General features: G+C 67.4%; 23 protein-coding genes. 9 read left to right on the top strand and 14 right to left on the bottom strand.

The window, feature by feature from the left end:
* Positions 1–513 precede the first annotated feature (513 nt).
* On the top strand, positions 514–855 hold the full coding sequence (gene hypA, locus J2Y49_RS17865; RefSeq protein WP_310116212.1) for a hydrogenase maturation nickel metallochaperone HypA: 342 nt from the start codon (positions 514–516) through the stop codon (positions 853–855).
* Between the two features lie 87 nt (positions 856–942).
* Here hypA and rpoH read toward each other — a convergent pair whose 3' ends face one another.
* Complete coding sequence (gene rpoH, locus J2Y49_RS17860) at positions 943–1,833, bottom strand: RNA polymerase sigma factor RpoH (protein WP_310116211.1); 891 nt, start codon at positions 1,831–1,833, stop codon at positions 943–945.
* Positions 1,834–2,641: 808 nt separating this feature from the next.
* Between rpoH and J2Y49_RS17855 the strand changes: the two genes are divergently transcribed.
* The gene (locus tag J2Y49_RS17855) at positions 2,642–3,883 is read left to right on the top strand and encodes a polysaccharide pyruvyl transferase family protein (RefSeq protein ID WP_310116210.1); all 1,242 of its coding nucleotides are present in this window, start codon (positions 2,642–2,644) and stop codon (positions 3,881–3,883) included.
* Between the two features lie 56 nt (positions 3,884–3,939).
* Entirely contained in the window at positions 3,940–5,055 is a 1,116-nt protein-coding gene (locus J2Y49_RS17850) for a hypothetical protein (RefSeq protein WP_310116209.1), read from the top strand.
* Positions 5,056–5,148: 93 nt separating this feature from the next.
* On the opposite strand, the gene kduD is transcribed toward J2Y49_RS17850, so the two are convergent.
* From kduD to J2Y49_RS17810, 8 genes are all read right to left on the bottom strand, one after another.
* Positions 5,149–5,907 (bottom strand): 2-dehydro-3-deoxy-D-gluconate 5-dehydrogenase KduD, encoded by a 759-nt coding sequence (gene kduD / locus J2Y49_RS17845; RefSeq protein ID WP_310116208.1) that lies wholly within the window; start codon positions 5,905–5,907, stop codon positions 5,149–5,151.
* A 14-nt stretch (positions 5,908–5,921) separates the two neighbouring features.
* On the bottom strand, positions 5,922–6,758 hold the full coding sequence (kduI, locus tag J2Y49_RS17840) for a 5-dehydro-4-deoxy-D-glucuronate isomerase (RefSeq protein ID WP_310116207.1): 837 nt from the start codon (positions 6,756–6,758) through the stop codon (positions 5,922–5,924).
* Between the two features lie 102 nt (positions 6,759–6,860).
* Complete coding sequence (gene kdgT / locus J2Y49_RS17835) at positions 6,861–7,877, bottom strand: 2-keto-3-deoxygluconate transporter (RefSeq protein ID WP_310116206.1); 1,017 nt, start codon at positions 7,875–7,877, stop codon at positions 6,861–6,863.
* 215 nt (positions 7,878–8,092) lie between these two features.
* Positions 8,093–9,217 (bottom strand): malate/lactate/ureidoglycolate dehydrogenase, encoded by a 1,125-nt coding sequence (locus tag J2Y49_RS17830; protein ID WP_310116205.1) that lies wholly within the window; start codon positions 9,215–9,217, stop codon positions 8,093–8,095.
* 346 nt (positions 9,218–9,563) lie between these two features.
* Complete coding sequence (locus J2Y49_RS17825; protein WP_310116204.1) at positions 9,564–11,240, bottom strand: methyl-accepting chemotaxis protein; 1,677 nt, start codon at positions 11,238–11,240, stop codon at positions 9,564–9,566.
* A gap of 87 nt (positions 11,241–11,327) precedes the next feature.
* The gene (locus J2Y49_RS17820) at positions 11,328–11,942 is read right to left on the bottom strand and encodes a histidine phosphatase family protein (protein WP_310116203.1); all 615 of its coding nucleotides are present in this window, start codon (positions 11,940–11,942) and stop codon (positions 11,328–11,330) included.
* A gap of 8 nt (positions 11,943–11,950) precedes the next feature.
* Positions 11,951–13,108: an alpha/beta hydrolase gene (locus J2Y49_RS17815; protein WP_310116202.1), complete on the bottom strand. Its 1,158-nt coding sequence runs from the start codon at positions 13,106–13,108 to the stop codon at positions 11,951–11,953.
* 71 nt (positions 13,109–13,179) lie between these two features.
* Positions 13,180–14,703 (bottom strand): MFS transporter, encoded by a 1,524-nt coding sequence (locus tag J2Y49_RS17810; RefSeq protein WP_310116201.1) that lies wholly within the window; start codon positions 14,701–14,703, stop codon positions 13,180–13,182.
* 774 nt (positions 14,704–15,477) lie between these two features.
* Between J2Y49_RS17810 and J2Y49_RS17805 the strand changes: the two genes are divergently transcribed.
* Genes J2Y49_RS17805 through J2Y49_RS17795 form a run of 3 tightly spaced genes read left to right on the top strand, consistent with a single transcriptional unit; the run spans position 15,478 to position 18,027 of the window.
* Positions 15,478–15,855, top strand: a complete 378-nt coding sequence (locus tag J2Y49_RS17805; protein ID WP_310116200.1) for a FeoA family protein — start codon at positions 15,478–15,480, stop codon at positions 15,853–15,855.
* Positions 15,856–15,891: 36 nt separating this feature from the next.
* Positions 15,892–17,802 (top strand): ferrous iron transporter B, encoded by a 1,911-nt coding sequence (locus tag J2Y49_RS17800; RefSeq protein ID WP_310116199.1) that lies wholly within the window; start codon positions 15,892–15,894, stop codon positions 17,800–17,802.
* A 3-nt stretch (positions 17,803–17,805) separates the two neighbouring features.
* Entirely contained in the window at positions 17,806–18,027 is a 222-nt protein-coding gene (locus J2Y49_RS17795) for a hypothetical protein (protein WP_310116198.1), read from the top strand.
* Between the two features lie 25 nt (positions 18,028–18,052).
* Here the strand turns inward: J2Y49_RS17795 and mntR are convergent, their stop codons facing one another.
* On the bottom strand, positions 18,053–18,532 hold the full coding sequence (gene mntR / locus J2Y49_RS17790; protein WP_310116197.1) for a manganese-binding transcriptional regulator MntR: 480 nt from the start codon (positions 18,530–18,532) through the stop codon (positions 18,053–18,055).
* A 244-nt stretch (positions 18,533–18,776) separates the two neighbouring features.
* On the opposite strand from mntR, the gene J2Y49_RS17785 reads away from it, so the two are divergent.
* Positions 18,777–20,135 (top strand): Nramp family divalent metal transporter, encoded by a 1,359-nt coding sequence (locus J2Y49_RS17785; protein ID WP_310116195.1) that lies wholly within the window; start codon positions 18,777–18,779, stop codon positions 20,133–20,135.
* Positions 20,136–20,171: 36 nt separating this feature from the next.
* Here the strand turns inward: J2Y49_RS17785 and otnI are convergent, their stop codons facing one another.
* Positions 20,172–20,945 carry a 2-oxo-tetronate isomerase gene (gene otnI / locus J2Y49_RS17780; protein ID WP_310116194.1) on the bottom strand — a complete coding sequence of 258 codons (774 nt, stop codon included), beginning with the start codon at positions 20,943–20,945 and terminating at the stop codon, positions 20,172–20,174.
* 140 nt (positions 20,946–21,085) lie between these two features.
* A complete protein-coding gene (locus J2Y49_RS17775; RefSeq protein ID WP_310116193.1) occupies positions 21,086–22,102 on the bottom strand; it encodes a 1-aminocyclopropane-1-carboxylate deaminase in 1,017 nt (338 codons plus the stop codon).
* Positions 22,103–22,243: 141 nt separating this feature from the next.
* Here J2Y49_RS17775 and J2Y49_RS17770 point away from each other — a divergent pair, with 141 nt between their 5' ends.
* Entirely contained in the window at positions 22,244–22,723 is a 480-nt protein-coding gene (locus tag J2Y49_RS17770; RefSeq protein WP_149224405.1) for an Lrp/AsnC family transcriptional regulator, read from the top strand.
* Between the two features lie 17 nt (positions 22,724–22,740).
* Here the strand turns inward: J2Y49_RS17770 and J2Y49_RS17765 are convergent, their stop codons facing one another.
* On the bottom strand, positions 22,741–23,124 hold the full coding sequence (locus J2Y49_RS17765; RefSeq protein ID WP_310116192.1) for a nuclear transport factor 2 family protein: 384 nt from the start codon (positions 23,122–23,124) through the stop codon (positions 22,741–22,743).
* 263 nt (positions 23,125–23,387) lie between these two features.
* Here J2Y49_RS17765 and J2Y49_RS17760 point away from each other — a divergent pair, with 263 nt between their 5' ends.
* The gene (locus J2Y49_RS17760; protein WP_310116191.1) at positions 23,388–23,768 is read left to right on the top strand and encodes a hypothetical protein; all 381 of its coding nucleotides are present in this window, start codon (positions 23,388–23,390) and stop codon (positions 23,766–23,768) included.
* A 23-nt stretch (positions 23,769–23,791) separates the two neighbouring features.
* Here the strand turns inward: J2Y49_RS17760 and J2Y49_RS17755 are convergent, their stop codons facing one another.
* Positions 23,792–25,105 carry an amidase gene (locus tag J2Y49_RS17755; protein ID WP_310116190.1) on the bottom strand — a complete coding sequence of 438 codons (1,314 nt, stop codon included), beginning with the start codon at positions 25,103–25,105 and terminating at the stop codon, positions 23,792–23,794.
* Positions 25,106–25,427 lie beyond the last annotated feature (322 nt).

Raw genomic sequence — 25,427 nt, 5'->3', positions numbered from 1 at the left:
GCGGTCGCCGCTTGCGGTTGGCGGCCGTTCTTGCGCGTCCGGCTCTGGGATGACCCCGGATGGTCCCGCAATCCCGCACGCAATGCGGATGGCCGCCACGATGACGGGCGGTCCCATTGCGTCGACAGGGAGGGCGCCGGCATGCGGCGCACGGGATGCGCGGGTGATGTCCGTCGGGGACCGGTCCGGGGACGATGCCGATCCGTCAGGACGGATCCCGGCTCAGGGTGGGTGGCAACCGGCAATGACCGGTTCCATCCCGCAGAGGGGAACGTTGGGGAAGAGAAGGATATGCGCCGTTTTGTCGTTCATAGTCTTGGCCCGCTATGATCGGAAAAACATAGGGCCCGTCTGGCGACTTGGTCTGGAAGGCGGGTCTGGCAATCTTTGGAACAGACAAGCCAGCTTTATCACGACTTGGCATGCTCCGATATGATTTACATCAACGCGCGCAGACCGATTGCGGTGAAGACTTGATACAATTGGCGGCTGGTCGTTCGGCGGGTGTAATCGATGCATGAACTGTCGCTGTGCGAAAGCATCGTCGCCATCGTGGCGGATAGCGCCCGCCGTGAGGGATTGCACCGGGTCACCCGCGTGACGGTCGACATAGGCGTCGCATCCGCCATCGATCCGGATGCCCTGCTGTTCTGCTTTCCCATCGTGACGGAGGGTACGGCTGCGGCGGGGGCGGAACTCGTCGTCAACCGCATCACGCTGAAGGCCCGCTGCACCGGCTGCGGGACCGACTTCTCCCCGGAAACGCTGATCTCCCCCTGCCCATCTTGCGGCGGCCATGACCGCACGCTACTGGCCGGGCGCGAGATGCGGGTGGTGTCATTCGAGGGGGAGTGAGGAGTCCGGACAAGAAAAAGGCGCGGCCTTTTGAAAGCCGCGCCCCAGGACACTCAAATTCGAGACAACAGGTTCGAACCCGCGCGATCAGGCGCGGGACAGCAGGCGGTTCTTCTCCATCGCCGCCTGCTCCGTCCGGGCGTTGGCGATCACCGCCTTCTGGAGCTTCTCGAAGGCACGCACCTCCAGCTGCCGGACGCGCTCGCGCGAGACGTGGAAGGTCTGGCTCAGCTCCTCCAGCGTCAGCGGCTCGTCACGCAGGCGGCGGGCGACCAGGATCCGCCGCTCGCGGTCGTCCAGCACGCCCAGCCCCAGCTTCAGGAACTGTTGGCGCCGACGGCGTTCCTCGGAATCGGCAAGCGTCGTCTCCTGATCGGGGCGATCGTCGGCCAGCAGGTCCAGCCATTCGGCATCGCCGTCTTCCGACAGCCCGACATTCAGCGAACGGTCATTGCCCAGGCGACGGTTCATCTCCACCACCTCGGTCTTCGACACGTTCAGCTCGGTGGCGATGGTCTCCACCGCGTCCGGCGACAGGTCGCCGCTTTCCAGTTCCTGCATCCGCGCCTTCAGGCGGCGCAGGCTGAAGAACAGCTTCTTCTGGCCGGCCGTGGTGCCGATCTTCACCAGCGACCAGTTGTGCAGGACATATTCCTGGATCGCCGCACGCACCCACCAGGACGCATAGGTGGCGAAGCGGAAGCCCTTGGAGGGATCGAACTTCTGCGCCGCCTGCATCACGCCCACATTGCCTTCCGCCACCAGATCGGACAACGGCAGGCCATAGCCGAGATAGCCGCGGGCCATCTTGACGACGAGCCGCAGATGGCTGCCGACCAGCTGGTCGAGTGCCGCCGGGTCCTGGTGGTCGTGCCAGCGGACGGTCAGCTCATGCTCCTGCTCGGGCGTCAGGTACTGGTACTTGCGGGCATCCTGCAGATAAAGCTGCATCGGTTCGGCGGAACGGGGCTCGTTCATACGAGGCCCGGTGGAGTTGGATTGGGTGGTGCGGGTTTGAACGGTATGGGTCTCGGCGTCTCGCTGCATGGTGTCTCTGTCTCTCCCAGCCGACGGAAACGGCGCCGCAGGGGGTTGCCCCCCGCGTCGTTCGGGTCGGTCCTGTTGACGGTGGGTTTGTTTGTTCGTTGCGTTGCCGGCATTCGACGCTGCCGGACGGCGTGCACCGGTTGCGGTGCTGGATCGTGATGGGGTCCTCTCCAGCCCCCCGGGCAGCGCCGCGACCGGGGAAGGATCGCGGCAGCCGGCACGCCACGGGGCCGGAGAGGAGAGGCAGGGCCACGCCGTTCAGCGCAGCCGAACCGAAGGGAACGGATCGATCACAAAAGAGGAAACCATCCTGTAGGGGCCGGCGCTTTCAACGGCGCAACGAACTTTATATAGGAATTTTGACAACGGATTAAAGGGGCGCCCAGGCGAATTTTCCTGGCACCTTAGCTTACGCTTGGCCCCGCGTCGGGATTGGCGGGAACTTCGCCTGAAATAGGACGGCGCTTCGCCGGTTTCAAGCCCATTGCTCTGGCGCCACGCTTCCACCTGCCCCGCAGGAACTTCATTCGATTTTCGATGCATTTCCATGAAACATCACAGGATATCTCGCAGTGTGCCGGTCATTAACCCATATACGCCCCACTTTGCATAGAAATTCAAAGCATAGTCTGCGATTTTCCTCTTTGTGTTATTTTTCGGATGTCACTTGCAGTCGTACCTCTTCTGCGCATACGGTCGGTTCGTTTCCAGCATCCACCGACCCGAGGCTAGAGCCGACATGCTTGAAGACATCGTCATCGATACTCCTGTCGACCGGCCGCACACTTCCGGACAAGGCTCCGGCCGTGCGTCGTCCCAGCCTCTGCGCGTCGCGGTGCTGTGGAAGACGCCGAATCTCGGCCTGTATTCGAACGCCGCATTCGACGACCTGTACAACGGCATCGGCCACAACAACGGCAATCTCGCCTTCGTCCATTCGATCTGCAGCCACATCACCAATCCGGTGAAGCATTTCAGCTGGGGATCCTCGGCCGAGACGCTGAGGAACAACGCGGACATCATCGTCATCCCCTGCGCCAACCAGTTGGGCCGCCACACCGATTACGGGCAGATGGCGGAGAATCTGGAAAAGTCGGGACTGCCGGTCGTCGCCATTGGCCTCGGCGCCCAGGCGAACAGCTATGACCACGACATCGAACTCAGCCCCGGCACGCTGCGCTGGGCCCAGGTGATCGCGGCGTCGAACCCGTCCTCCGCGACCTCCCCCAACATCTACACCCGCGGCGCCTACACCACGGCGCAGCTGGACAAGCTCGGCATCACCGGCTCCCTGCCGGGCGGCTGCCCGTCGCATTTCCTGAACCAGGCTCCGGGCCTGGGCCGCAAGATCCACGCGAACTGGTCGGCTCTCGACCTGCCGCGCTCGATCACGGTGGCCGGCGGCCATCAGGCCTGGGTCAAGACGCGGGAGATCGAACACCAGCTGATCGCCCTGATGATGGACCCGATCGCGCCGGGCCAGTACATCGTCCAGTCGATGGGCGAGATGATCAAGGCCTCCCGCGGCCTGTTCGACGGCATCGACGCGCATGCGCTGAAGGAAATCCACCGCCACACCGTGCCGCACTACTCCTTCGAGGAGTTCAAGGCCTGGTGCCGGAACTACATGCGCTCCTACTATGACGTGCCGGCCTGGATGGACACTCTGCGCCAGCAGGACCTGACCATCGGCTGCCGCTATCACGGCGTCGCCCTGGCGATCCAGGCGGAGCGGATGGGCCTGACGGTGACCATCGACTCCCGCACGCGCGAGCTGTGCGAGAACACCGGCGTTCCCTATGTCGATGCCGCCGACCTGACGGCGCCGCTGACCCGTATGCGCCTGAAGTCCCTGATCAGCTTCGATCCCGACGCCTATGACCGCCACCGCGCGGAGTCGGCCACCCGCTACCTGGACTTCCTGATCGCCAACCGGCTGCAGCCGGCCCCCTTCCTGAAGTCCATCGCCGTCGGCAAGTGACGTTGGCAAGGACCCGCCGGACTGCGGCGCTCGCGCTATCCCTGGGCCTTGCCTTGATGTCGGGGACGGCGGGAGCGCAGGCGCTGACGGTCAGAAAGGCCGGGGAACCGGAAACGGTCACCTCCTGGCAGCACGACGCCTGTGCGAAGAGCGATGCGCCGGACACGCCGGCGCGCGCCTTCCGCGATGCCGGCGGCACCGTGCATCTGATCGCCTCGCACTCCACAGCACGGGCCCTCACCGGCCCGTCGCTGGATGCCGTGCGCCCCAACTGCGCCGTCATCTTCCAGGGACATGGGCAGGACGACCCGCGCCTTCACGACGACCGCAGCTGGATCTCGTCCTTCCACACACTGGACGGCAGCACGGTGTTCGCGCTGGTCAGCAACGAGTTCCATGCCCAAAAGCGGCGGGCGCTCTGCCCGTCCGGCGACTACATGCGCTGCTGGCGCAACAGCATCACCGCGGCGGTCTCCAGCGATGGCGGGGCGAGCTTCCGGCTGAGCGCCGCGCCGCCCGACCACACCGTCGCGACCCTGCCCTATGCCTACAGCGGCGACGCCGGCAAACGCACCGGCTACTTCGCCCCCAGCAACATCGTCCGCCATGGCGACCACTGGTACGCCTTCCTATGGGCCGAACGGTTCGGCGCGCAGAAGCGCGGCGCCTGCCTGATGCGGACCGACAACCTCGCCGATCCGCAATCCTGGCGCGGCTGGGATGGAAAGTCCTTCGCGGTCCGCTTCGTCCGCGACGGACAGACCAGCGATGCGCCGGAAGCCCATCTCTGCGCCCCGGTGGCGCCCGGCACACTGCAAGGCACCGTCCGCAGCGTCGTCCGCCATCGGGCGAGCGGCCAATTCATCGCCACGCTGGCGATGACCCGCGACGGACAGACCGGCATTTGGACCACGACCTCTCCTGACCTTCTTACCTGGTCGAAACCGCAGCTGCTGTGGGCGGCACCCCTGCTGTTCCGCTACGGCTGCGGCGATGCTGCCGCCTTCGACTACCCCGCCCTTCTCGACCCCGTCAGCAAGAGCCGCAATTTCGAGGATGTCGGCGGGGCCGCCTACCTCTACATGACGCGGCTGAACCTGACCGGGTGCAGGATCACCTGGAACCGCGATCTCGTCCGCATGCCGGTCGAGATCTCCGCACCCAGGCCGTAGCGTAAACGACCCTGGAAAAGCGGACGGCCCGCATCCCGGAGAACTCCCGGAATGCAGGCCGTGCAGAAGGCTGGAACCGTAGTCCCCCGGCGCTCAGCGCGCCAGCCAGCCGCCGTCGACCGGCAGGATGGTGCCGTGGATGTAGTCGGCCGCGTCGGAGGCCAGGAACACCGCCGGGCCGCCGATGTCGGACGGCACGCTCCAGCGGCCGGCCGGGATGCGGCCGAGGATCTCGGCGTTCCGCTTCTCGTCGGCGCGCAGGGCGGCGGTGTTGTTGGTGGCGACGTAGCCCGGCGCGATGGCGTTCACGTTGATGCCCTTGCCCGCCCATTCGCAGGCCAGCAGCTTGGTGATGCCGGCGACGCCGCTCTTCGACGCGGTGTAGGAGGGCACGCGGATGCCGCCCTGGAAGGACAGCATGGACGCGATGTTGACGATCTTGCCCTTGCGCCCGTTGTTGATTGCATAGCGGCCGAAGGCTTGGCAGAGGAAGAACACCGTCTTGATGTTGATGTTCATCACCAGGTCCCAGTCGGCCTCGGTGAAGTCCACCGCGTCGGCACGACGGATCAGGCCGGCATTGTTGACCAGGATGTCCAGTTGGCCGAGGGTGCCGACCGTCTCCTCGACCAGCCCCTGGACCGGGGCGATGCTGGTCAGGTCGGCGTGGATCGCGTGGAACTTGCGGCCGGCGGCCTCGACGAGGCCCTTGGTCTCGTCCAGCGAGACGACGTCGACGGCGGCGATGTCGGCGCCGGCCTGGGCCAGGGCCAGGGCGATCCCCTGGCCGATGCCGGTGTTGGCGCCGGTGACCAGGGCCACCTTACCGGTCAGATCGAAAGGCTTGGTCATGTGTCACGTCTCCGTTAGCGCATTGAGGCCAGGGGAACCTGGTCCATGTCGTCGAAGGTCTGGTTGTCGCCGCCCATCGCCCAGATGAACGAGTAGCTGTGGGTGCCGACGCCGCAATGGATCGACCAGGACGGCGAGATCACCGCCTGCTCGTTGGCGACCACGATGTGGCGCGTCTCGGTCGGCTCACCCATGAAGTGGAACAGCCGCGCGCTTTCCGGCAGGTCGAAGTAGAAATAGAACTCGCAGCGGCGCTCGTGGGTGTGGCACGGCATGCTGTTCCACATGTTGCCGTTTTCCAGCACGGTCAGGCCCATGACCAGCTGCGCGGTGCGCACCACGTCGGGGTGGATCATCTGGTAGATGACGCGCTTGTTGCCGGTGGCGGTCTCGCCCAGCGGGCGCTGCTTGGCCTGGGCGGCGGAGATCTTCATGGTCTCGAACCGGGCATGGGCCGGGGTGCTGACCAGATAGAACTTGGCCGGATTGCCGCTGTCCAGGCTTTCGAAGCGGATGTCGACGCTGCCCATCGCGACATAGAGGGCGTCGCGGGTCTCCAGATCGTAGACGGTCCCGTCGACGGTCACGCGGCCTGCGCCGCCGACGTTGAACAGGCCGAGTTCGCGGCGCTCCAGGAAGGTGTCGGACCCGATCTCCTTGGTCGCGACCAGGGCGAGCGGGGCGGAAACCGGCATGGCGCCGCCAGCGACGACGCGGTCGACGTGGCTGTAGGTCAGGACGATGTCGTCGGCCTGGAAGATCGATTCGATCAGGTAACGGTCGCGCAGGGTCTCGGTGTCGTAGCCGCGCGCGTCGGCCGGATGGGTGTCGTACCGGGTGGTGATCTTCATGACGGCGTTCCTCTGAAGGCGGGCGATGACGCTGGCGTCGGACCCGTTTGAAATCGGGCGGTCCCGGCTGCGGCGGAGCGCTGCCGGGACTGCGTTGAGGCTTTACTCGGCGGCGGCGACCTGTGCCGTCTGGACGGACTTGGCGGCTTCGGCGGCCTGGTAGCGGGGCGACAGCACGCCGAAGCGGCGGGCCCACCAGGCGGTCAGCGGCGGCGTCAGCAGGGCGGTGACGACCACGCTGGTGGCGACCAGGGCCGTGGCGGCCGGGGCGGACGGGGCGAAGGACGGCTCGATCGAGGCGATGATCGGCGGGACGGTGACGGCCGCACCGGCGGTGGAGGCGGCACCGATGCCGGCCGTGCCGTTGCCCTTGGCCAGGAAGATGTCGGCCAGGACCAGCGTCGTGCCGGTGACGACGATCACGGCGACGCCCAGGACGATGCCCAGCAGGCCGGTGTTCAGGATCGTCGTGAAGTTCAGGTTGTTGCCCAGCGCAAAGGCGAAGAAGGGAACCATGACGCCCACGCCCTGGGTGAAGAAGGCACGCAGATCCTTGTCCAGGTTACCCAGCGCGAAGCCGATGACGAAGGGCAGCAGGGCGCCGACCATGGTCTGCCACGGGAAGACGGCCAGACCGGCGATGCCCAGCGTGACCATGGTCATGAAGGGGCCTGATTCGAGGCACATCAGGCAGAAGGCGCCGGCTTCCTCCTTGGTGCCGTACTGCTGCATCAGCGCCATGTACATGCCGCCGTTGGTGTCGTTCATAGCGGCGATGATCGCCAGGACCGACAGGCCGGTCAGGAAGCCGGATGAGATGCCCTCGGTCGGGATGAACCAGGAAGCGACGACGCCGGCCAGCGCCGCGGTGATGATCTTCACCGAAACCAGAACGCCGCTCTTGCGCAGGACCAGCGGAGTGGCCTTCAGGCTGATGCTGGCGCCGATGCAGAAGAACCAGACCGACAGGATCGGCAGCGTGCCGGTGATCAGCCCGTTGGTGAAGGAGCCGAAGAACTTGCCGGTGTTCGGGGCGAAGGTGTTCAGGCACGCACCGAGGAACAGTGGAACGATCATCATCCCGCCGGGGATGCTGTCTATGCGCTTCTTGATGTTCATGACGCTAGGCTCCTGAAATGCCCGCTCGGGGTTTGCGCCGGGAGCGCGCGGCTCGCTGGCCGCGTTGTGTTCGTGTGTACTAGTATACTAGTGTGCAGCGCTGCGAAAGACCTTGATATGGATCAATTCGGATTTTTCGCAGGAACACGGGCAGAGGCAGGGGCGACAGGAGCGCGGAAGCGGTTGCGGCCGCGCCCTTCAGGCGTCGCAAATGGTCAGGCCAGCAACTCTGCCAGTTCCACGCCGCGCTCGCGGCCCAGGCTGTCCAGCATCGCCAGGGTGGCGCCGTCGAGTGGGATGCCGGCGGCCAGCCGCTGCCGACGGGTGCGGCTTTCCGGCTCGCCCGGCAGCTGGATGGAGTCGGCGCCGGGCGCCGTGGGCGTGTCGCGGATATAGGCGACCAGATCGTCGAGATCCGCGGCCCACTGGGCGTTGCCGCCGCGCGCCGGGTCGAAGACGATGGCGAACATGTTGTTCATCACCCGTCCGGAATCCTGGTGCGATGGCGTGCCGGGCATCGCCGACGCCAGCGCGCCGGCCAGCACGTCGCACATCAGCGACAGGCCGAAGCCCTTGTGGCCGCCCAGCGGCAGCAGCGCGCCGGAGGGATCCCGGAACATCACGCCGGGATCGCGCGTGGCTTCACCCTGAGAGTCGAGCAGCAATCCTGGCGCCATCTCCTGCCCCTTGCCCATGGCGACGCGGCATTTGCCGACGGCCACGGCGCTTGTGGCGAAATCCAGGATCAGGGCCGGAGTAGCCTGCGTGGCGGGTATGGCGATGCAGATCGGGTTGGTGCCCAGCCGCGGCCGGGTGCCGTCATGCGGCGCGACCGCCGGGCGGGTGACGACATTGACGAAGGCCATGGCGACGAGGCCGGCATCGCTGCATTGCTCGCCATAGGAGCCGACGCGGCCGATGTGATGGCTGTCGCGCAGGGACAGCACCGCCAGCCCGTCCCGCCTTGCCCGCTGGATGGCGAGATCCGTCGCCTCCCGCGCGATCAGCTGACCATAGCCGCTTCCGCCCGCGACCGAGAGGAAGGGACCGGACTCGCCGATCACGGTCGCGTGCTGGTTGGGGCGGAGCAATCCGGCAGCGATGGCCGGCATATACATGGCGAGCATGCCAACGCCGTGGCTGTCATGCCCACGCAGGTTCGCCTCGACCAGATGGTCGGCCACCACCCGCGCCTCCTCCGCCTCGCTGCCGGCAGCCCGCAACAGGCGGCGCACGGCCTCGGCCAGCCTGTCGGCCTGCACCGGCCGGATGCTGGTCCCATAGACGCCGGCATTGAAGGATGCCGCCGCGGCGAAGGGATCCTTTTGAATCTCAGTCATCATCTGCCTTCCCGACCGCTGCCACCGGGCGACGGCCCCATTTCAGGTCCCTATTTGGTCCCGGCCGCACAACCGGAACAAGGGCGGAAATGAGAGGGCAGAAATCGGCGGAAGCTATTGCATTTAGCGTCGGAGTCGCGCCGTTCCGCGCCAAAAGCCCTTCTCCCCCTGTGGGAGAAGGGTTGGGATGAGGGGGCAGCCGGCTGAAAGCCGTTGGAATTTATAACTGTGCTACCCCTCACCCCAAACCCCTCTCCCACAAGGGGAGAGGGGCTTCAGAAGCGAAGAAATCGACCGGGAGGCGGCTCCCGGCGGCCTGTACCGCCGGGAGCGCATTACCATCCGGTCAGGCCGCGTTGACTTCGGCCACGAAGCGGCGGACCTCGTCCTTCAGACGCTCCGACTGCTCCGACACGCTTTCCACGCTGGTGGACACCAGGCGCATGCGCTCGCTGGTGGTGGTCATGGTCGCCGACAACGAGCCGACGCTGCTGGTGACCTGACGCGAGTTGTCGGCGGCCGTCCGGGCGTTGGCGAAGATCTGGTGGGTCGCCGCCTCCTGCTGCTGCACGGCCGACGCCACTTCGCCGTTCAGGGCGCTGAGGTTGGTGATCAGGCTGGCGATGCCCTCGATGGCGCCAATGGCGTTGGCGGTGGCCGCACGGATCGCCCCCACCTGCGACTGGATGTCCTCTGTCGCCTTGGCGGTCTGGGTGGCGAGGCTCTTCACCTCGCTCGCCACGACGGCGAAGCCCTTGCCGGCCTCGCCGGCACGCGCCGCTTCGATGGTGGCGTTCAGCGCAAGCAGGTTGGTCTGGCCGGCGATGGAGTTGATCAGCTCCACCACCGCGCCGATCTGTTCGGCGGCCGACGCGAGGCCGGTGACGATTCCGGTGGTGTTGGAGGTCTCGGTCACCGCGCGGGATGCGGTCTGGGCGGCGCTTTCCACCTGACGGCTGATGGCTGCGATGGACCCGCGCAGCTCCTCGCTGGCGAGAGCCGCCGACTCGACGCTGTCGGATGCGCCCTGGGCGGCGCCGGCGGCGGCATGCGCCTGATCGGTGGTGCTGGCGGCGTCGTTGCTGAGGGCGGCGGTGCGCTCGTGCAGGGCGACGGTGGTGGTGCTGAGCGTCGCCACGACCTCGTCCATCGCACGGGCGAACTCGGCGGCGCGGGCGGACAGGCGCTCGCGCTGGATGTCGCGGGCGGCGCGGTCCAGTTCGGCGCGCTGGCTCTCGTCGCGGGCGGTCTGCAGCGTGGTGGCGAGGCCGGCCACGGCGCGGGCCATGTCGCCGATCTCATCCGGACGGTCGGCATGGGGAACGGAAACGGTCAGGTCGCCGCCGCCGATCCGGCCCAGCGCGTCGCGAACGGCCAGCAGCGGGCGCGACAGGCCGCGCGAGACCCAGATGCCGATGGCGACGCTGATCGCCAGCAGCAGCAGGGTGACGCCCACTTCACGCAGGGCGCGGGCCTGAAATTCCGCATCGACGTCGTCGGTATAGACGCCGGTGCCGATCATCCACTGCCAGGGCTGGTAGCCGGTGGCGTAGGCGATCTTCGGCGACGGGTCGGCGGCGTCGGTGCGCTTGTGGCGGAAGGCGACGAAGCCGCCGCCGGCCTTTGCCGCGTCCGTCATCTGGACGTTGAAGGGAACGCCGTCGGGATCCTTCAGGTTCAGCAGGTTCTTGCCCTCTACCTGCGGGCGCAGGCCATGGACCAGGCTGACGCCGGCATAGTCGTAGACGAAGAAATACTCGCCGTTGCCATAGCGCATGGCGCGCACGGCGTTGCGGGCGAGTTCCTGCGCTTCCGAGCGCTGCAGCTTGCCGGCCTTCTCCTGTTCGCCATACAGCGCGATCACGGAGGATGCGGCGTCCACCATCTCCTTGACCTTGGCCTTGCGCTGTTCGATCAGGTTCGTGCGCATTCCCGTCAGGTGGACGGTGGCGCCGGCAAGCGTGCTGAGCAGCGCCACGCCGAACACCAGCAGCATCAGCCGCGTACCAATCTTGAGCTTCATCACGCCCTTCTCCTCAGTCCTGATCCACGCGGCACCGCATGGCATCCACGCATCGTTCGAATTGGTTGGTCTGTTGGTGGTCTTCGCTCAGGCCGCGCATCCGGCCAGTCTCTCCAGCTGGTCGCAGCGCCACCGCCCCGGCCCGCCCGGCGGGGCGGACAGGCGGGTGAAGGCCACGACCTCGCAATTCTCCAGCTCCACCCCCGGCCGGCCGGCCAGACGGTGCAGAAGGATGCGGCCGATCCCCTTGCTGCCGACCAGCAGCGGCCGGCGGGCCAGCAGGTCGGCGGCGGAATTGGCGGGCGAGGTGGCGAGTTCCTCCACCCCGTCGAGGACGCGCGCGGCGAACACGCCCTCGCTCTCCCCACCCGGCGGTGTTTCGCCGGCGGCGAACCAGGGGCGGGTCAGCTCGATCGGCAGCCCGTTCCACTCCCCCAGCCGCCGCTCGCGCAGCCAGTCGCGGGAGAGAAGCGGGACGCCCAGCGCCTCGGCGAACAGCGCGCCGGTGACCGAGGTGCGCCGCAACGGCCCGGCGATCACGAGGCCGCAATCGTGCCCCTGGTCGCGGAAACGCTCCGCCGCCCGGCGGGCCTGCTCGATGCCCATCTCGGTCAGCGCAATGTCGCGGTCGCCGCCGCAGCGCACGCCGCGGCGGTTGTCCTCGGTCTGGCCGTGGCGCACGAAATGGAACCGGTCGGTCATCGCCCCCCTCACCGGAACAGGATGCGGTCGGCGCCCGCGGTCCAGCCGATGGTGCTTTCCGCCGGCCAGCCATGGGGAGCCGCCATCCAGCGGCGCAGGGTATCGATGTGCAGCGGATCGCTCAGCGTCGGGGTATGACCGACGTCCGGCACATGGACGACGCCGACCCGCGGCTTCTCCATCATCCGCGCGATGGTCGACTCTTGCAGCGCGTCGCTCATCATGCCGTGGACCAGCAGCACCGGGCAGGATACCCGCTGCCAGTCGTCCCACTGGTCGTGGTCCTGGGCGGCGCCGTCGCGGTAGCATTGTAGCGCGCGGATGTCGTGGCGGTAGACCCGGCCGCCATTCTCCTCCGACCAGCGGGTCTGGTGGAAGCTGTTGTGCAGAAGCACGGTGTCGTCCACCGGCCCGTCGTTCTTCTGAGCGGCGCCGGTGCGGTGGAACAGCTGGGCCGGATGGCGGAAGACATAGTGGCGGGCGACCGATTCGGCGCGGCGGCGGCGGCGCTCGTTCGGGATGAAGGGGCCGATGTCGTTGAGGATCAGGCCGTCGACCAGCTCCGGCGCCTGAGCCGCCACCCGCATGGCGACGTTGCCGCCAAGCGAGGAGCCGAGCAGCGTGACCGACCCCAGCCGCTTGTGCCGGATCAGCGCCAGCACCTGGGCGACGTTGCCGTCGAAGCTGTAGTCCGACTGGTCCGCCAGCCAGCCGCTGCGGCCGCGCCCCGCCCAGTCCAGGCACAGGACATGGTAATGGCGAGATAAGGCACGGGCGATGTAGTCGAAGCGCCGGGCCGAGTTGGCGATGCCGCCGAGGCAGATCAGCGCCGGATTCTGCGGGCTTCCCCATTCCGTGTAGGCGAGGCGGATGCTGTAGTCGGTGCGCAGCCGCTCCACCGTGCCGGGCTGCAGCTCGGCGCTGTGGGTATAGTCGAAATGGCGCAGGGTGTGGCCGGCCCCGATCAACGGCTCGATCACCCGCATGATCGTCTCGTAAGTCTTCCAATTGATCTCTTCGGCCGATCCGATGCCGAGCGCATCCAGCGTGGCGCGCAACGCCTCCATCGCGCGGCAGTGGCGGCCATCGGCAGGAAGGGTCTGGCCGCCGCGGAGCGGCGGGGCCGGCATGGCGCGAAGGGGCTCCACGAGCATCTGGTCAGGCATGGGCGTCTTCGCCTCCGTGAGAGATGGGTGGGGGATCGATGAATGCGGAAATGGCAGGGGAGACGCCGTGGTCATGGGGCTGCGCCCTCCCCGGCCGTCCGTGATGCGGGGGCTGTGGCGGGAGCGAGCAAGAACACCGCGCAGAAGGCCGTGCCGCACAGCATGCCCAGGCCACCCAGGGTCACCAGCGCCGCCTGAATCCCGAAGCGGTCGGCGACGGCGGCGGCCAGCAGCGGGCCGGCCACCGATCCGCCCCGCTCCAGCAGGCGGTAGACGGCGAAGACGCTGGACTCGCCCATGCGGGCGCATTCCGTGCGGCAAACCTCCGGCACCAGGGCCAGCTGGGTGGCGTTGTTCAGCGCGTGGGCGACACCCAATGCCGCGATGCCGGCCAGGATGCCCGCAACGCCGGGGTCCTGAAGGATCGCCAGCGTGCCGGCCCCGCCGACCAGCCCGCCGATCCCGGCGAACAGGGCATGGCGGCCGGTTCGGTCGGACAGCCGTGACACCCAGGGACCGAGCAGCACGATGATCAACCCATAGGTCATCATCAGCCGGCCGATCCCCGCCGGAGTCTCGCCCGCCGCATGGAGGGAAACCGGAACCAGATAGAAGAGGTAGCCGGTCAGCATCAGCTTCGTCGGCACCGACGAGAACAGCAGCAGCGCGACGAAGCGCGGATTGGCGAGCAGGCCTGTGACCTCGCCCAGGCGGAAGCGGCGGTTCTGCGCCCACTCCACCCGGTCGGCCGGAAGCAGGGTCGCAGCGGCGACGGCGGCGGCCAGCGCCAGCAGGGCCGAGGCCGCGAAGGTGGCGCGATAGCCGAGAAGGTCGGCCAGGATGCCGCCCAGCGGCGCGCCGCACAGCCCGGCGACGACCACGGCGGCGACGAACTGCGCCATGCCGCGCGCCCGCTGTCCGGCCGGGGTGTGGCGGGCGATGAAGCCCTGCGCGCCGATGAACATCACCGCATAGCCGAGCGCGCAGGCGCTGCGCCACAGCAGCAGTTCGGCCAGCGACCCGGCCAGCGCCGTCCCGGCGAATCCGGCAACCGCCGGCAGGGTGCCGAGCAGAAGGGTGCGGCGGCTGCCGAACCGGTCGGCCCAGGCGCCGGCGAAGGGGGTGAAGACCGCGACCAGCGCCATGAACAGCCCGATCGGCAGCCCCATCATCAGGGTTTCCGACAGGCCGGGCACCGGCGTGTAAAGCTCGCGCGTGTAGAGCGGCAGGAAGGAGCGCGACAGCTCTTCCGCCAGCATGAACAGGAACAGCGCGGCGCGCATTCCCGCCACCGCCGATGCGGGTTCCGATGCCGGTGCCGGGCGGCGCGGCGCGGCGGCAAGCAGGAGCAGAACCTCGAACACCAGCAGAAGCGAAACGAGCAGCAGAACGCCGCCGTCGTAGAGGACGCCGCGCAGTGCCTCGGCCGGCAACACGGTGGCCAGCTGCGGCAGCGTCCCGGCCGCGAAGGCGATCAGGGCCGTCGTCACCATCATGATGGCGCGCAAGGGCGTGGCTCCGGCCGCACGCAGCTGGGCCGGCGCCCACAGAGCCAACAGCGCCACCACAGTCGAAACCACGGCGGCAACCGTCATCAAGCGATCACGAACGGCACCGAGCACAACTTGTGCGGCATCGAACTCAATTGCCGAGGCAACGTTTGCATAAAATTTAGCGCAAACCAGAAAAGACAGGGTGAAGAGGCTAATTGCTGTGATGACAGGCAGAGTCACGCGCGGACGTGCGACCGAATTTGGTTGCATAGACAGCTCCAAACACACAACCGCTTTCAAGAAGTGAGTTGGAGGCTAAATCGTAACTCCAAAGATTTGGTAAACCGAAATTGCATCGGAAATAAACGTTCCTTCAGGATTGTTACATATCCGCGTATGCAGTTTGTTCAGATCACTGATACTGAAAATCTTTGGTAAAATGCTGACCGATACTCGCAGAGATAGGGAACAACTATCTTGCTATGTAAATAAAGACCGTTTTATTGTCTGCGTTACAGTACATACCAAAGCAACCGCGATCCCCATCGCCCAAGGACAAATGTCGGTTGCAGTGCAGCATACGCCTTTCGGCGCTATTTCAGATTGGGGTGCACCCAGCGCCTCCACGCGAAGTGGGTCCACTGGCTGTTCGTGCATGGCAACTCACACCGAGCCTGCATACCAAAATTGCATGAAAAAATGGGCCTATGACCACGCTCCCTGTCCGCCTCCGCCTTTTCGGCATGTGCAAGGCAGGGCTTTGCGACGCTTCGCCACATCGCTGTTGAGAGTGATTCGCATCATTATGGCGCCTGCGGCCCGGTGCCGCCGAATTGCACGCCCTGTCGGTGCCGTGCAGCCGAAAGGTGATCCCCAATGACTGCCCCCGTGTCGGGTCCGTCCTCCGGACCCGCTTCCGTTACCGTTTCCTCCCCCGTTGCCCGCATGACGCCCGGTCCGGCGCCCGGCACCTCCTCCGACCCGCCGTCCGCCGTGGACGGCTGCCGTCTCAGCGCGTTGCGCAAGGGCCAGCGCGCGGTGGTGACCGGTCTCGACGAGAGCGCGGTCGCCACCCCGCTGCCGCCCGGCGAACTGGAACGCCGCATGATCGAGATGGGCCTGATCGAAGGCGCCCGCGTGGAGATCCTGCATGAAGGATTCCCGGGCTCCGATCCGCTTGCCGTGCGCATCAACGACCACACCCTGGCCATGCGCCGGGCGGAGGCGCACGCCGTTCTGGTGACGCTCGGCTGAGCGTCGCCTCCCCTTCCTGCGGAAAGGATTTCCGCGATGTCGAATTCTGCCGTTATGGCCGCACCCGTTCTGGCCCCGCTGCCGCGCATCGCGCTGGTGGGCAATCCGAACTGCGGCAAGACCGCCCTGTTCAACGCCTTGACCGGCGCCCGCCAGAAGGTCGCCAACTATCCCGGCGTCACGGTGGAGCGCAAGGTGGGCGAGTTCCTGAGCCCTGCCGGCGCCCGCGTCCAGGTGTTCGACCTGCCCGGCACCTACAGCCTGCGCGCCCGGTCCCCCGACGAGGAGGTGACGCGCGACGTCGTGCTCGGCCGGTTCGAGCATGAAACGCCGCCGGACGTGATGGTCTGCGTCGCCGACGCCACCAACCTTCGCCTGCATCTGCGGCTGGTGCTGGAGTTGAAGAAGCTCGGCCGCCCCATCATCCTGGCGCTCAATATGATGGATGTCGCCGAGGCGCGCGGCTGCCGCGTCGACGCGGCGGCCCTGTCGGCGGCGCTCGGCGTGCCGGTGGTGCCGACGGTGGCGATCAAGCGCACAGGCGTGGTCGGCCTGCTCGACCAGATCGACCGCAGCATGATGGTGATGGCGGGCGACGGCCCCCCTTCCCCCTGCGGCTGGAGCGAGCCGTCGGCGCGTGACCTGCGCGCCTACCATCAGGAGGTCGAAGCGATCCTGGCCGCCGCGCTCCGCGACGCCGGCAAGCCGTCGCTCGCCACGCAGCGCATCGACGCGGCCCTGCTGCACCCGGCCATCGGCCTGCCCTTCCTGTTCCTGGTGCTGTTCCTGATGTTCCAGGCGGTGTTCGCCTGGGCGGCCCTGCCGATGGACATGATCGACGGCGCCCTGGGCTGGGTGCAGGCGGCGGCCGGCGCCGCCCTGCCCGACGGCATGCTGAAGAGCCTGATCACCGACGGCATCATCGCCGGGGTGGGCAGCGTGGTGATCTTCCTGCCGCAGATCCTGGTGCTGTTCCTCTTCATTCTGATCTTGGAATCCACCGGCTACATGGCGCGGGCGGCCTTCCTGCTCGACCGGCTGATGGGGGGCGTCGGCCTGCACGGCCGGGCCTTCATCCCGCTGCTGTCCAGCTTCGCCTGCGCCGTGCCCGGCATCATGGCGGCCCGCACCATCGAAAACCGCGCCGACCGGCTGGCCACCATCATGATCGCGCCGCTGATGACCTGCTCGGCCCGGCTTCCGGTCTATACGCTGATCATCGCCGCCTTCGTCCCCGAACGGACGGTGGCCGGCGGCATGATCGGGCTGCAGGGGCTGGTGATGTTCACGCTCTATGCCGCGGGCATCCTGTCGGCGCTGGCGGTCGCCTTCGTGCTGAAGCGCACGATCTTCAAGGGCGCGCGCGAGCCGCTGCTGATGGAGCTGCCGGCCTACCGGCTGCCCAGCCCGCGCGACATCCTGATCGGCCTGCTGGAACGCGCCCGCATCTTCCTGGCCCGCGCCGGCACGGTGATCTTCGCCATCATGATCCTGCTGTGGTTCCTCGGCACGTTCCCCGGCGCGCCCGAGGGCGCCACCGGCCCGGCGATCGACTACAGCTTCGCCGGGATGCTGGGCCACGCGCTGGCGCCGCTGCTCGCGCCCATCGGCTTCACCTGGCAGATCGCCATCGCGCTGGTTCCGGGCATGGCGGCCCGCGAGGTGGCGGTGGCAGCCCTCGGCACCGTCTATGCGCTGAGCGAGACGGGCGACGCGCTGTCCGGTTCGCTGTCCGGCGTGCTGGCGGCAGACTGGAGCCTGCCGACCGCGCTGTCGCTGCTGGCGTGGTTCGTGTTCGCCCCGCAATGCGTCTCCACCCTGTCGGTGGTGAAGCGGGAGACCAACTCCTGGTTCTGGATGCTGGTGATGATCGCCTACATGACGCTGCTCGCCTACGGTGCCGCCTTCGTCACCTTCCGGGTGTCCAGCGCCCTGCTGGGAGGGTGAGCGATGATGGAATCACTCGTCGTCGGCCTGATCGTCACCCTGGCCTTCGCCTGGGTCGCCTGGACCATCCTGCTGCCGGCCGCCGCCCGCGACCGCCTGCGCCGTCTGGCGGGCCGCCCGGCCCCGCCGTCGCCGGCGGGCGGTTGCGGCGGGGGCTGCCGCGGCTGCGAGGCGGCGGGCCCGAAGCCGGTGCGGCGCCACGGCGGCTCCTGCGGGAGCCACTGAGGACGCCATTGAGGCGGGATGACGGTCAGCCGCCCCGCGCCAGCGCGCGGCGGAAGGCGTCCAGCGTCTCGGCGCTGACATGGTGCTCGATGCCTTCGGCGTCGATGCGGGCAATGTCGGCGCTGACGCCGAGGGAGCGCAGGAAGGCCTCCACCGTCTGGTGGCGCTCCCGGCTTTCCTCGGCGATCCGGCGGCCGGCATCGGTCAGGAACACCGCCCGGTAGGGCTTGCGGGTGACCAACCCCTCCGCCGCCAGCCGGTCGAGCATGCGGGCGACGGTGGGCTGCGCCACGCCCAGCCTCGCGGCGATGTCCACCTGCCGTGCCTCCTGCCCGCTTTCGATCAAATCGGCGATCAGTTCCACATAATCCTCGGCCAGGGCGGAGCGCTGCGCCTCCCGCGTCCGGCGGAACCCCTCGGCATGCAGTTCGGCATCGGGCAAGGCAGTTTCGGCTGGCGCTGCTCCACCCTCTTCCCAATCAGGCGACTTCCGGGATTCGGCCATCGCGCGCGTCGACTCCTCTGAAAGCCATGCCCAAACGGTTGCGCCCCACCCTCCGACGCCAACCGCCGGCCGTCAAGCCCACCATCGATCCGGCCGGCCCCATCCTTCAGGAGCCGCATCCTTCGGGGGTGGATGGCGATTCCGGCAAAAAGTTGCGGTACGGAAAGTATAGCACCTTGCATACTCGTTGTCCCGGTACATACTTGACTGATACCAATTCGCAACTCGGCCAGGAGTCTCGCCGATGTCGGAAGCCGAAGCCGCCCTGCCAACCCCGAAGGCCTGGAAATATTCCAGCGCGGATGGAGAGACGCGGCTCAGCCTGCCGGAGGTCCACGCATCCATCGCGGTGCCGCAGGGCGGCCTGTGGCTGCGCCGGATGCTGGCCTTCGCCGGGCCGGGCTACATGGTGTCGGTCGGCTACATGGATCCCGGCAACTGGGCGACCGACCTCGCCGGCGGGTCGCAGTTCGGCTACACGCTGCTGGCCGTCATCATGCTGTCGAACCTGATGGCGATCCTGCTGCAGTCGCTGGCGGCAAGGCTCGGCATTGTCACCGGGCGCGATCTGGCGCAGGCCTGCCGCGACCATTACCCGCGACCGGTCAATCTGGTGCTGTGGGTGGCGTGCGAGGCGGCGATCATCGCCTGCGACCTTGCCGAGGTGATCGGCACCGCCATCGCGCTGAACCTGCTGTTCGGCATCCCGCTGATCGGCGGCGCGCTGATCACCGCGCTCGACGCCTTCCTGGTCCTGCTGCTGATGCAGCGGGGGTTCCGCTATCTGGAAGCCTTCGTGATCGCGCTGCTGGTGGTCATCGCCGGCTGCTTCATGGTGCAGATCGCCGCCGCCGCTCCACCGGTGGCCGCCGTCCTGCACGGTTTCGTCCCGTCGGCGGAGATCGTCACCAACCCGGAGATGCTCTACATCGCCATCGGCATCCTGGGGGCGACGGTGATGCCGCACAACCTGTATCTCCATTCCTCCATCGTGCAGACCCGCGCATATCCGCGGACGGAGGAGGGGCGGCGCGACGCCATAACCTGGGCCACCGCCGACAGCACCATCGCGCTGATGCTGGCCCTGTTCGTCAATGCCGCCATCCTGATCCTGGCAGCCAGCGTCTTCCACGGCAGCGGCCATACCGAGGTGGCGGAGATCGGACAGGCGTTCGAGCTTCTGTCGCCCCTGCTCGGCCTCGGCATCGCTTCCACGCTGTTCGCGGTGGCATTGCTGGCCTCCGGCCTGAATTCCACGGTGACGGCGACTCTGGCCGGCCAGATCGTGATGGAGGGGTTTCTGCGGTTGCGCCTGCCGCACTGGGCGCGCCGGCTGCTGACCCGCGGGCTTGCCATCATCCCGGTGGTGGTGGTGACGGCGATCTATGGCGAACGCGGCACGGCGCAACTTCTGGTCTTCAGCCAAGTGGTGCTGTCGATGCAGTTGCCCTTCGCGGTGATCCCGCTGGTCCGCTTCGTCACCGACCGCAGCAAGATGGGCAACTTCGTCGTTCCCGGCTGGGTCGCCACCCTGTCCTGGATCGTCGCCACGGTGATCGTCGTGCTGAACCTGAAGCTGCTGTACGACACCGTCCTGGCATAACGGCCGGCCGGTCGTGGCCCAATCAGCCGCGGCCGGTCAGTCGCAGTAGGGGCCGAACCAGCCGAGTCCGTCCTCGGTCCGGCCCCGCGGACGGTATTCGCAGCCGACGAACCCGCCATAGCCCAGCCGGTCCAACTCGGCGAACAGGAAGGGCCAGTTCAGTTCCTCCCCATCCGGTTCATGGCGGGAGGGGACCGAGGCGATCTGGATATGGCCGATCATCGGCATCAGCCGGCGCAGCGCCATGGTGACGTCGCCATGCAGGATCTGCCGGTGGTAGATGTCGAACTGCAGCCGGACATTCGGCAGACCGATGCCGGCGATCATGCTTTCCGCGGCGGCGAAATCATTCAAAAAATAGCCGGGCATGTCGCGGCCGTTGATCGGCTCCAGCATCAGCTCGATGCCGCGTTCGCCCAGCGCATCGGCGGCATGCAGCACCGCATCGTGATAGCACGCCGCCGCCGCCGGATCGCCGGAATCGCCCAGCCCAGCCATCAGGTGCAGCCGGCGGCAACCCGTCGCCTCGGCATAGCGCAACGCGGTGGCGACGCCGGCCTTCAGCTCATCGAAGCGGCCGGTCAGAGCGGCCAGACCGCGCTCCCCCGCCGCCCAGTCGCCGGGCGGCATGTTGAACAGGGCCTGGGTCAGGCGATTGTGCTGGAGACGCCCGGCGATCTCGTCCGGCGCATGGTCGTAGGGGAACAGATACTCCACGGCGCGGAAGCCTGCATCCGCCGCGGCGTCGAAGCGGTCGAGGAACGGCCGCTCCGTGAACATCATCGTCAGGTTTGCGGCGAAACGGGGCATGGCGCGGAGCGGCCTTGGCAGGAGGAGCGTCCGGGATTGCCCCGGCGTATGCGGCCGGACGTCCGGCCGCATCACGCGCGGGATTCAAGAGAAGCCATCCCGATTGGTCAAGTCCACCTGCACAGTCCTGCCGGCCGCACTCAGCCGTTGCGGTAGGTGTAGCTGTAGCCGTTGATCGCCGGCGCCCCGCCGAGATGGGCGTAGAGCACCTTGGAACCCTCCGGGAACAAGCCCTTTTTGACGAGGTCGATCATGCCCTGCATCGACTTGCCCTCATAGACCGGGTCGGTGATCATCGCTTCGGTGCGGGCGGCGAGGCGGATGGCCTCGTTGGTCTCGGCGCTCGGCACGCCATAGGCGGGATAGGCGTAGTCTTCCAGGATGACGATCTCGTCGTCGCGGACCTTGCGGCCCAGTTCGACCAGTTCGGCCGTGCTGTCGACGATCTGGCGGACCTGGGTGCGGGTCTGTTCCGGCGTGCCGGAAGCGTCAATGCCGATCACGCGGTCTGCACGGTCGTCGGCGGCAAAACCGACGATCATGCCGGCCTGGGTCGAGCCGGTCACCACGCAGACGACGATGTAGTCGAACTTGAAGCCGAGTTCGGCCTCCTGCTTGCGCACCTCCTCGGCGAAGCCGACATAGCCGAGCCCGCCATACTTGTGCACCGACGCGCCGGCCGGAATGCCGTAGGGCTTGCCGCCGGCATCCTTGACCGACTGGATGGCCTCTTCCCAGCTCTTGCGGATGCCGATGTCGAAGCCGTCCGGAACGATGCGGCTGTCCGCCCCCATCAAGCGGGTCAGCAGGATGTTGCCGACGCGATCATAGACGGCATCCTCGTGCGGGACCCAGCTTTCCTGCACCACCACGCATTTCATGCCGATCTTCGCCGCCGTCGCCGCCACCATCCGGGTGTGGTTGGACTGCACGCCGCCGATCGACACCAGCGTGTCGGCCCCCGACGCGATGGCGTCCGGAACGATGTACTCCAGCTTGCGCAGCTTGTTGCCGCCCATGGCGAGGCCGGAGTTGCAGTCGTCGCGCTTGGCGTAGATCTCGACCTTGCCGCCGAGCGCGGCGGTCAGGCGCGGCAGAAGCTCGATCGGGGTCGGGCCGAAGGTCAGCGGATAGCGTTCGAAACGGTCGAGGCGCATCGTGGCATGCTCCAATGGTGAGGTGGAGCAACGGTATCACCGCCTTTTTGAAAGGTGCTTTCATAGTTCAGCCGCAGATTTCCTGCAATCCCAGCATTGTCTGCCCTTGGGGAGACGGATAGCCTCATTTCAGGCAGAAGAATGGAAGAGTCTTTCATGACTGAAAAGCTCGATGCGGTGGATCGCCGGATTCTGCAGCATCTTCAAAGGGATGGCCGTATGACCAACGCGGATGTCGCCGCCGCGGTCCATGTCAGCCCGGCGACCTGCCACCGGCGCACGCAACGCCTATTCGAGGAGGGATATATCCGGTCCGTGCGGGCGGAAATCGCGCCGGCGAAGGTGGACCGCGGGACGCTGGTGATCGTCGGGGTCGTGCTGGACCGCTCGACACCGGAAAGCTTCGGCGACTTCGAGAAGGCGATCCGCAAGCTGCCCTTCGTGCTGGACTGCCATCTGGTCGCCGGCGACTTCGATTTCTTCCTGAAGATCCGCGTCAGCGACATCGCCGACTTCAACGAGCTGCACGGGCAACAGCTGATCGCCCTGCCCGGCGTGCGGCAGACGCGGACCTTCTTCGTCATGAAGGAGGTGATCGACAACGCCCTGCTGGATTTCTGAGCAAGGCGCTGATCCGGTCAGGCCGGCAGCGGCGAGGCCTGACGGGCCAGCAGCTTCCAGCTGCCGTCGACCTTCTTCCAGACCTGCAGCACCTTGATATGGGCGGTGCTGGTCTTGCCATCGGCCAGGTTGTTGACGCAATCGAAGGTGTGGCGGGCGATGGCGACGTCACCGACCACCTGGATCACATGGTCGCTGAGGTCCAGCGCCTTGAAGGCGTTCTTGCCGTCCAGGCTGCCGACGAAGCCCGCCTTGTCTTCCAGCCGGCTGTTGGAATGGCCATAGGTCAGCTGCTCCATCGTCATCGCGCTCAGCGTGGCGCCGTCGCCGGCCAACATGGCGTCGCGCAGCGCATTCACCGCCTTCGCCACCAGCTGATGGTCGTCATCGTTCTTGAGCATGGTGACCCTCCCAATCGATTGCTGTCATGCCCGCCCGGAACAGAACGGGTCATAGAGTAGTATACTAGTATGCATCGGACTTCCAGACCCCAAAGGGGATGTGCGCCGGTTCGCCGCAGGGAGTGGAGGCGGGCCGGATGACGGCGGGCAGACCGTTCTATGTAACTTTCCGCAGATCCTCTTGTGATCGGCTGCGCCGGACGGCCGGGACGGGTATGCTCCCCGCCGCGACTCGAGGGATGTTGGACAGCAAGGGGACGGGTATGGCGACCAGACGGCGCAAGCTACCGCGCAAGCGCAGGGGCAGGCAGGTGACGGCCGCCCGCGGGACGGCGGCGGACACGATCAACACGGGCAGGCCGTCGCCCGGCGGCCTCACCACCGCGGTGAGAGGGACGGCGGCGAGAACGACGGCGCAGACAGTCACCAAGGGGCGCAGGCCGAGCTTCGCAGCCACGCCCGATGCCGCCGCCGGACGTTTCCTCAGCCCCGAACAGCAATATCTGCTGAAGAAGCGGCGCGAAGCGGAACAGCGCGAGGCGAAGGACCGCCGCACCGCCCTTGCCATTATCCTGGCGCTGGTCCTTCTCGTGGCCGGCGCGGTCGCGGGGCTGGTCTGGCTCTGGCAGTCTCCGGTCGCCTGAAGGAAGGCGGGGGCAACCGGGGCTCAGGGCGCCAACGCGGCCTCCAACCCGGCGGCGATGCCCAGCAGGCTGCGGTCGCTGCCCCGGCGGCCCATCGCCATCAGCCCGACCGGCAGTCCGGCGGACGGCACCGGCAGCGAGATCGCCGGCACGTCGAACAGGTTGGCGATGCGGGTGTTGCGCAGCAGCAGCAGGTTGACGCGGTGGAAGCCGGCGTCGTCCAGCACGTCTGCGATGGCGGGGGCGGTCAGCGGAACGGTGGGCAGCAGCAGGACGGGATGCCGGGCCAGCCGCTCGTCCATCAGGCGGATCAGGTCGGCACGGCGGCGCTGCATGCGGACGTAATCGGCGGCGGGCGTCCGGCCACCGGCCTCGATGCGGGCGCGGGTCTTGTGATCGATGCCGTCGAGCGCGGTGATGCCAAGCTCCGCCAGCGTCGCCGCAAGCTCGATGGCGGTGAAGACGCCGATGCGGTCCAGATCGGCCAATGCGTCCAGTTCGGCGTCGATGGAGCCCTCGACGATGTGAGCCCCGGCTGCCCGCAGGCGGTCAAGCGCCGCCTCGAAAGCAGCGGCGACCGCCGGCTCGATCCCGTCGAACAACCGCCACCGAGGCACCAGGAAGGATTGGCCGGCAACCGGCAGAGGGGCCAGCGGCGCCGGGTCGCTATCACCCAAAATTGAATCGAGCAAGGCCGCGTCTGCGACGGTCGCGGCAACCGGGCCGATCACATCCAGCGACGGCGACAGCGGGAAGGCGCCTTCGGCCGACAGGCGGCCGGAGGTCGGCTTGAACCCCACCGCGCCGGACAGCGCCGCCGGAATGCGCAGCGAACCGCCGGTATCGCTGCCGACCGCGATCTCCGCCATGCCGTCCACCACCGAGATCACCGCACCGGAGGAGGAGCCGCCCGGCACCCGCGACCGGTCGCGCGGGTTGCCGGGATTGCCGTAATGGGGGTTGATGCCGACGGCGGAGAAGGCGAACTCCGTCATGTGGGTGCGGCCGACGATGACGGCGCCGGCGGCACGCAGCCGCGCCACGGCATGGGCATCCCGCCGGGCTGCGGGCCGGCCGCGCAGGATGGCGGAACCCGCCGCGGTGGTGTCGCCCACCATGTCGAACAGCGCCTTGACCGAGACGATCCGGCCGTCGAGCGGCCCCAGCGGCCGGCCGGCCGCGGCCCGGCGGTCGCTGGCGGCCGCGGCGGCCCGTGCCTCGTCGGCATAGATTTCGGTGAAGACCATCGCGCCCTGCCGCTCCGGATCGGCGATGCGGGCAAGCGCCGCCTCAAGCCGGTCGGACGCGGACGGGTGGGGGATGGCGGACACGGACATGGCGGGTTCCTGGCAGGTCATGGGGCGGATCGGACTATAGCGGAGCGTGCCATCGCATGTGCCACATCGGCGTCGGCTTGGCGACCGGGATCATGCGGTCCACGGAACGGGCAGCGGCGTGAGATGCGGGCTCCACTCGAAATCGACAAAGCCCTCCATATTTTCCGAGCTTTCCTTGTTGTACCATCCTGATCTCTACTTTCGTCGGGGTATTTGCCCTTCGGCCGATGGCGCGTGCCGACAGCGTGTGTTAAGCAGGAGAGAACGAAGCGGACCGAGCAGACACACGGCCGACGCGAGTCCCCCGGCCCCGACACGGCCT

The organism is Azospirillum sp. BE72, assembly GCF_031455875.1.
Lineage (GTDB): Bacteria > Pseudomonadota > Alphaproteobacteria > Azospirillales > Azospirillaceae > Azospirillum.
The sequence above is the reverse complement of the archived record's forward strand: the minus strand, read 5'-3'. Positions and strand labels throughout refer to the sequence as shown.

Excerpts from the sequence above, each read along its gene's own strand:
- hypA (WP_310116212.1), top strand. The coding sequence starts at position 514 with ATGCATGAACTGTCGCTGTGCGAAAGCATCGTCGCCATCGTGGCGGAT.
- rpoH (WP_310116211.1), bottom strand. The coding sequence starts at position 1,833 with ATGAACGAGCCCCGTTCCGCCGAACCGATGCAGCTTTATCTGCAGGAT.
- J2Y49_RS17855 (WP_310116210.1), top strand. The coding sequence starts at position 2,642 with ATGCTTGAAGACATCGTCATCGATACTCCTGTCGACCGGCCGCACACT.
- J2Y49_RS17850 (WP_310116209.1), top strand. The coding sequence starts at position 3,940 with ATGTCGGGGACGGCGGGAGCGCAGGCGCTGACGGTCAGAAAGGCCGGG.
- kduD (WP_310116208.1), bottom strand. The coding sequence starts at position 5,907 with ATGACCAAGCCTTTCGATCTGACCGGTAAGGTGGCCCTGGTCACCGGC.
- kduI (WP_310116207.1), bottom strand. The coding sequence starts at position 6,758 with ATGAAGATCACCACCCGGTACGACACCCATCCGGCCGACGCGCGCGGC.
- kdgT (WP_310116206.1), bottom strand. The coding sequence starts at position 7,877 with ATGAACATCAAGAAGCGCATAGACAGCATCCCCGGCGGGATGATGATC.
- J2Y49_RS17830 (WP_310116205.1), bottom strand. The coding sequence starts at position 9,217 with ATGACTGAGATTCAAAAGGATCCCTTCGCCGCGGCGGCATCCTTCAAT.
- J2Y49_RS17825 (WP_310116204.1), bottom strand. The coding sequence starts at position 11,240 with ATGAAGCTCAAGATTGGTACGCGGCTGATGCTGCTGGTGTTCGGCGTG.
- J2Y49_RS17820 (WP_310116203.1), bottom strand. The coding sequence starts at position 11,942 with ATGACCGACCGGTTCCATTTCGTGCGCCACGGCCAGACCGAGGACAAC.
- J2Y49_RS17815 (WP_310116202.1), bottom strand. The coding sequence starts at position 13,108 with ATGCCTGACCAGATGCTCGTGGAGCCCCTTCGCGCCATGCCGGCCCCG.
- J2Y49_RS17810 (WP_310116201.1), bottom strand. The coding sequence starts at position 14,703 with ATGACGGTTGCCGCCGTGGTTTCGACTGTGGTGGCGCTGTTGGCTCTG.
- J2Y49_RS17805 (WP_310116200.1), top strand. The coding sequence starts at position 15,478 with ATGACTGCCCCCGTGTCGGGTCCGTCCTCCGGACCCGCTTCCGTTACC.
- J2Y49_RS17800 (WP_310116199.1), top strand. The coding sequence starts at position 15,892 with ATGTCGAATTCTGCCGTTATGGCCGCACCCGTTCTGGCCCCGCTGCCG.
- J2Y49_RS17795 (WP_310116198.1), top strand. The coding sequence starts at position 17,806 with ATGATGGAATCACTCGTCGTCGGCCTGATCGTCACCCTGGCCTTCGCC.
- mntR (WP_310116197.1), bottom strand. The coding sequence starts at position 18,532 with ATGGCCGAATCCCGGAAGTCGCCTGATTGGGAAGAGGGTGGAGCAGCG.
- J2Y49_RS17785 (WP_310116195.1), top strand. The coding sequence starts at position 18,777 with ATGTCGGAAGCCGAAGCCGCCCTGCCAACCCCGAAGGCCTGGAAATAT.
- otnI (WP_310116194.1), bottom strand. The coding sequence starts at position 20,945 with ATGCCCCGTTTCGCCGCAAACCTGACGATGATGTTCACGGAGCGGCCG.
- J2Y49_RS17775 (WP_310116193.1), bottom strand. The coding sequence starts at position 22,102 with ATGCGCCTCGACCGTTTCGAACGCTATCCGCTGACCTTCGGCCCGACC.
- J2Y49_RS17770 (WP_149224405.1), top strand. The coding sequence starts at position 22,244 with ATGGAAGAGTCTTTCATGACTGAAAAGCTCGATGCGGTGGATCGCCGG.
- J2Y49_RS17765 (WP_310116192.1), bottom strand. The coding sequence starts at position 23,124 with ATGCTCAAGAACGATGACGACCATCAGCTGGTGGCGAAGGCGGTGAAT.
- J2Y49_RS17760 (WP_310116191.1), top strand. The coding sequence starts at position 23,388 with ATGGCGACCAGACGGCGCAAGCTACCGCGCAAGCGCAGGGGCAGGCAG.
- J2Y49_RS17755 (WP_310116190.1), bottom strand. The coding sequence starts at position 25,105 with ATGTCCGTGTCCGCCATCCCCCACCCGTCCGCGTCCGACCGGCTTGAG.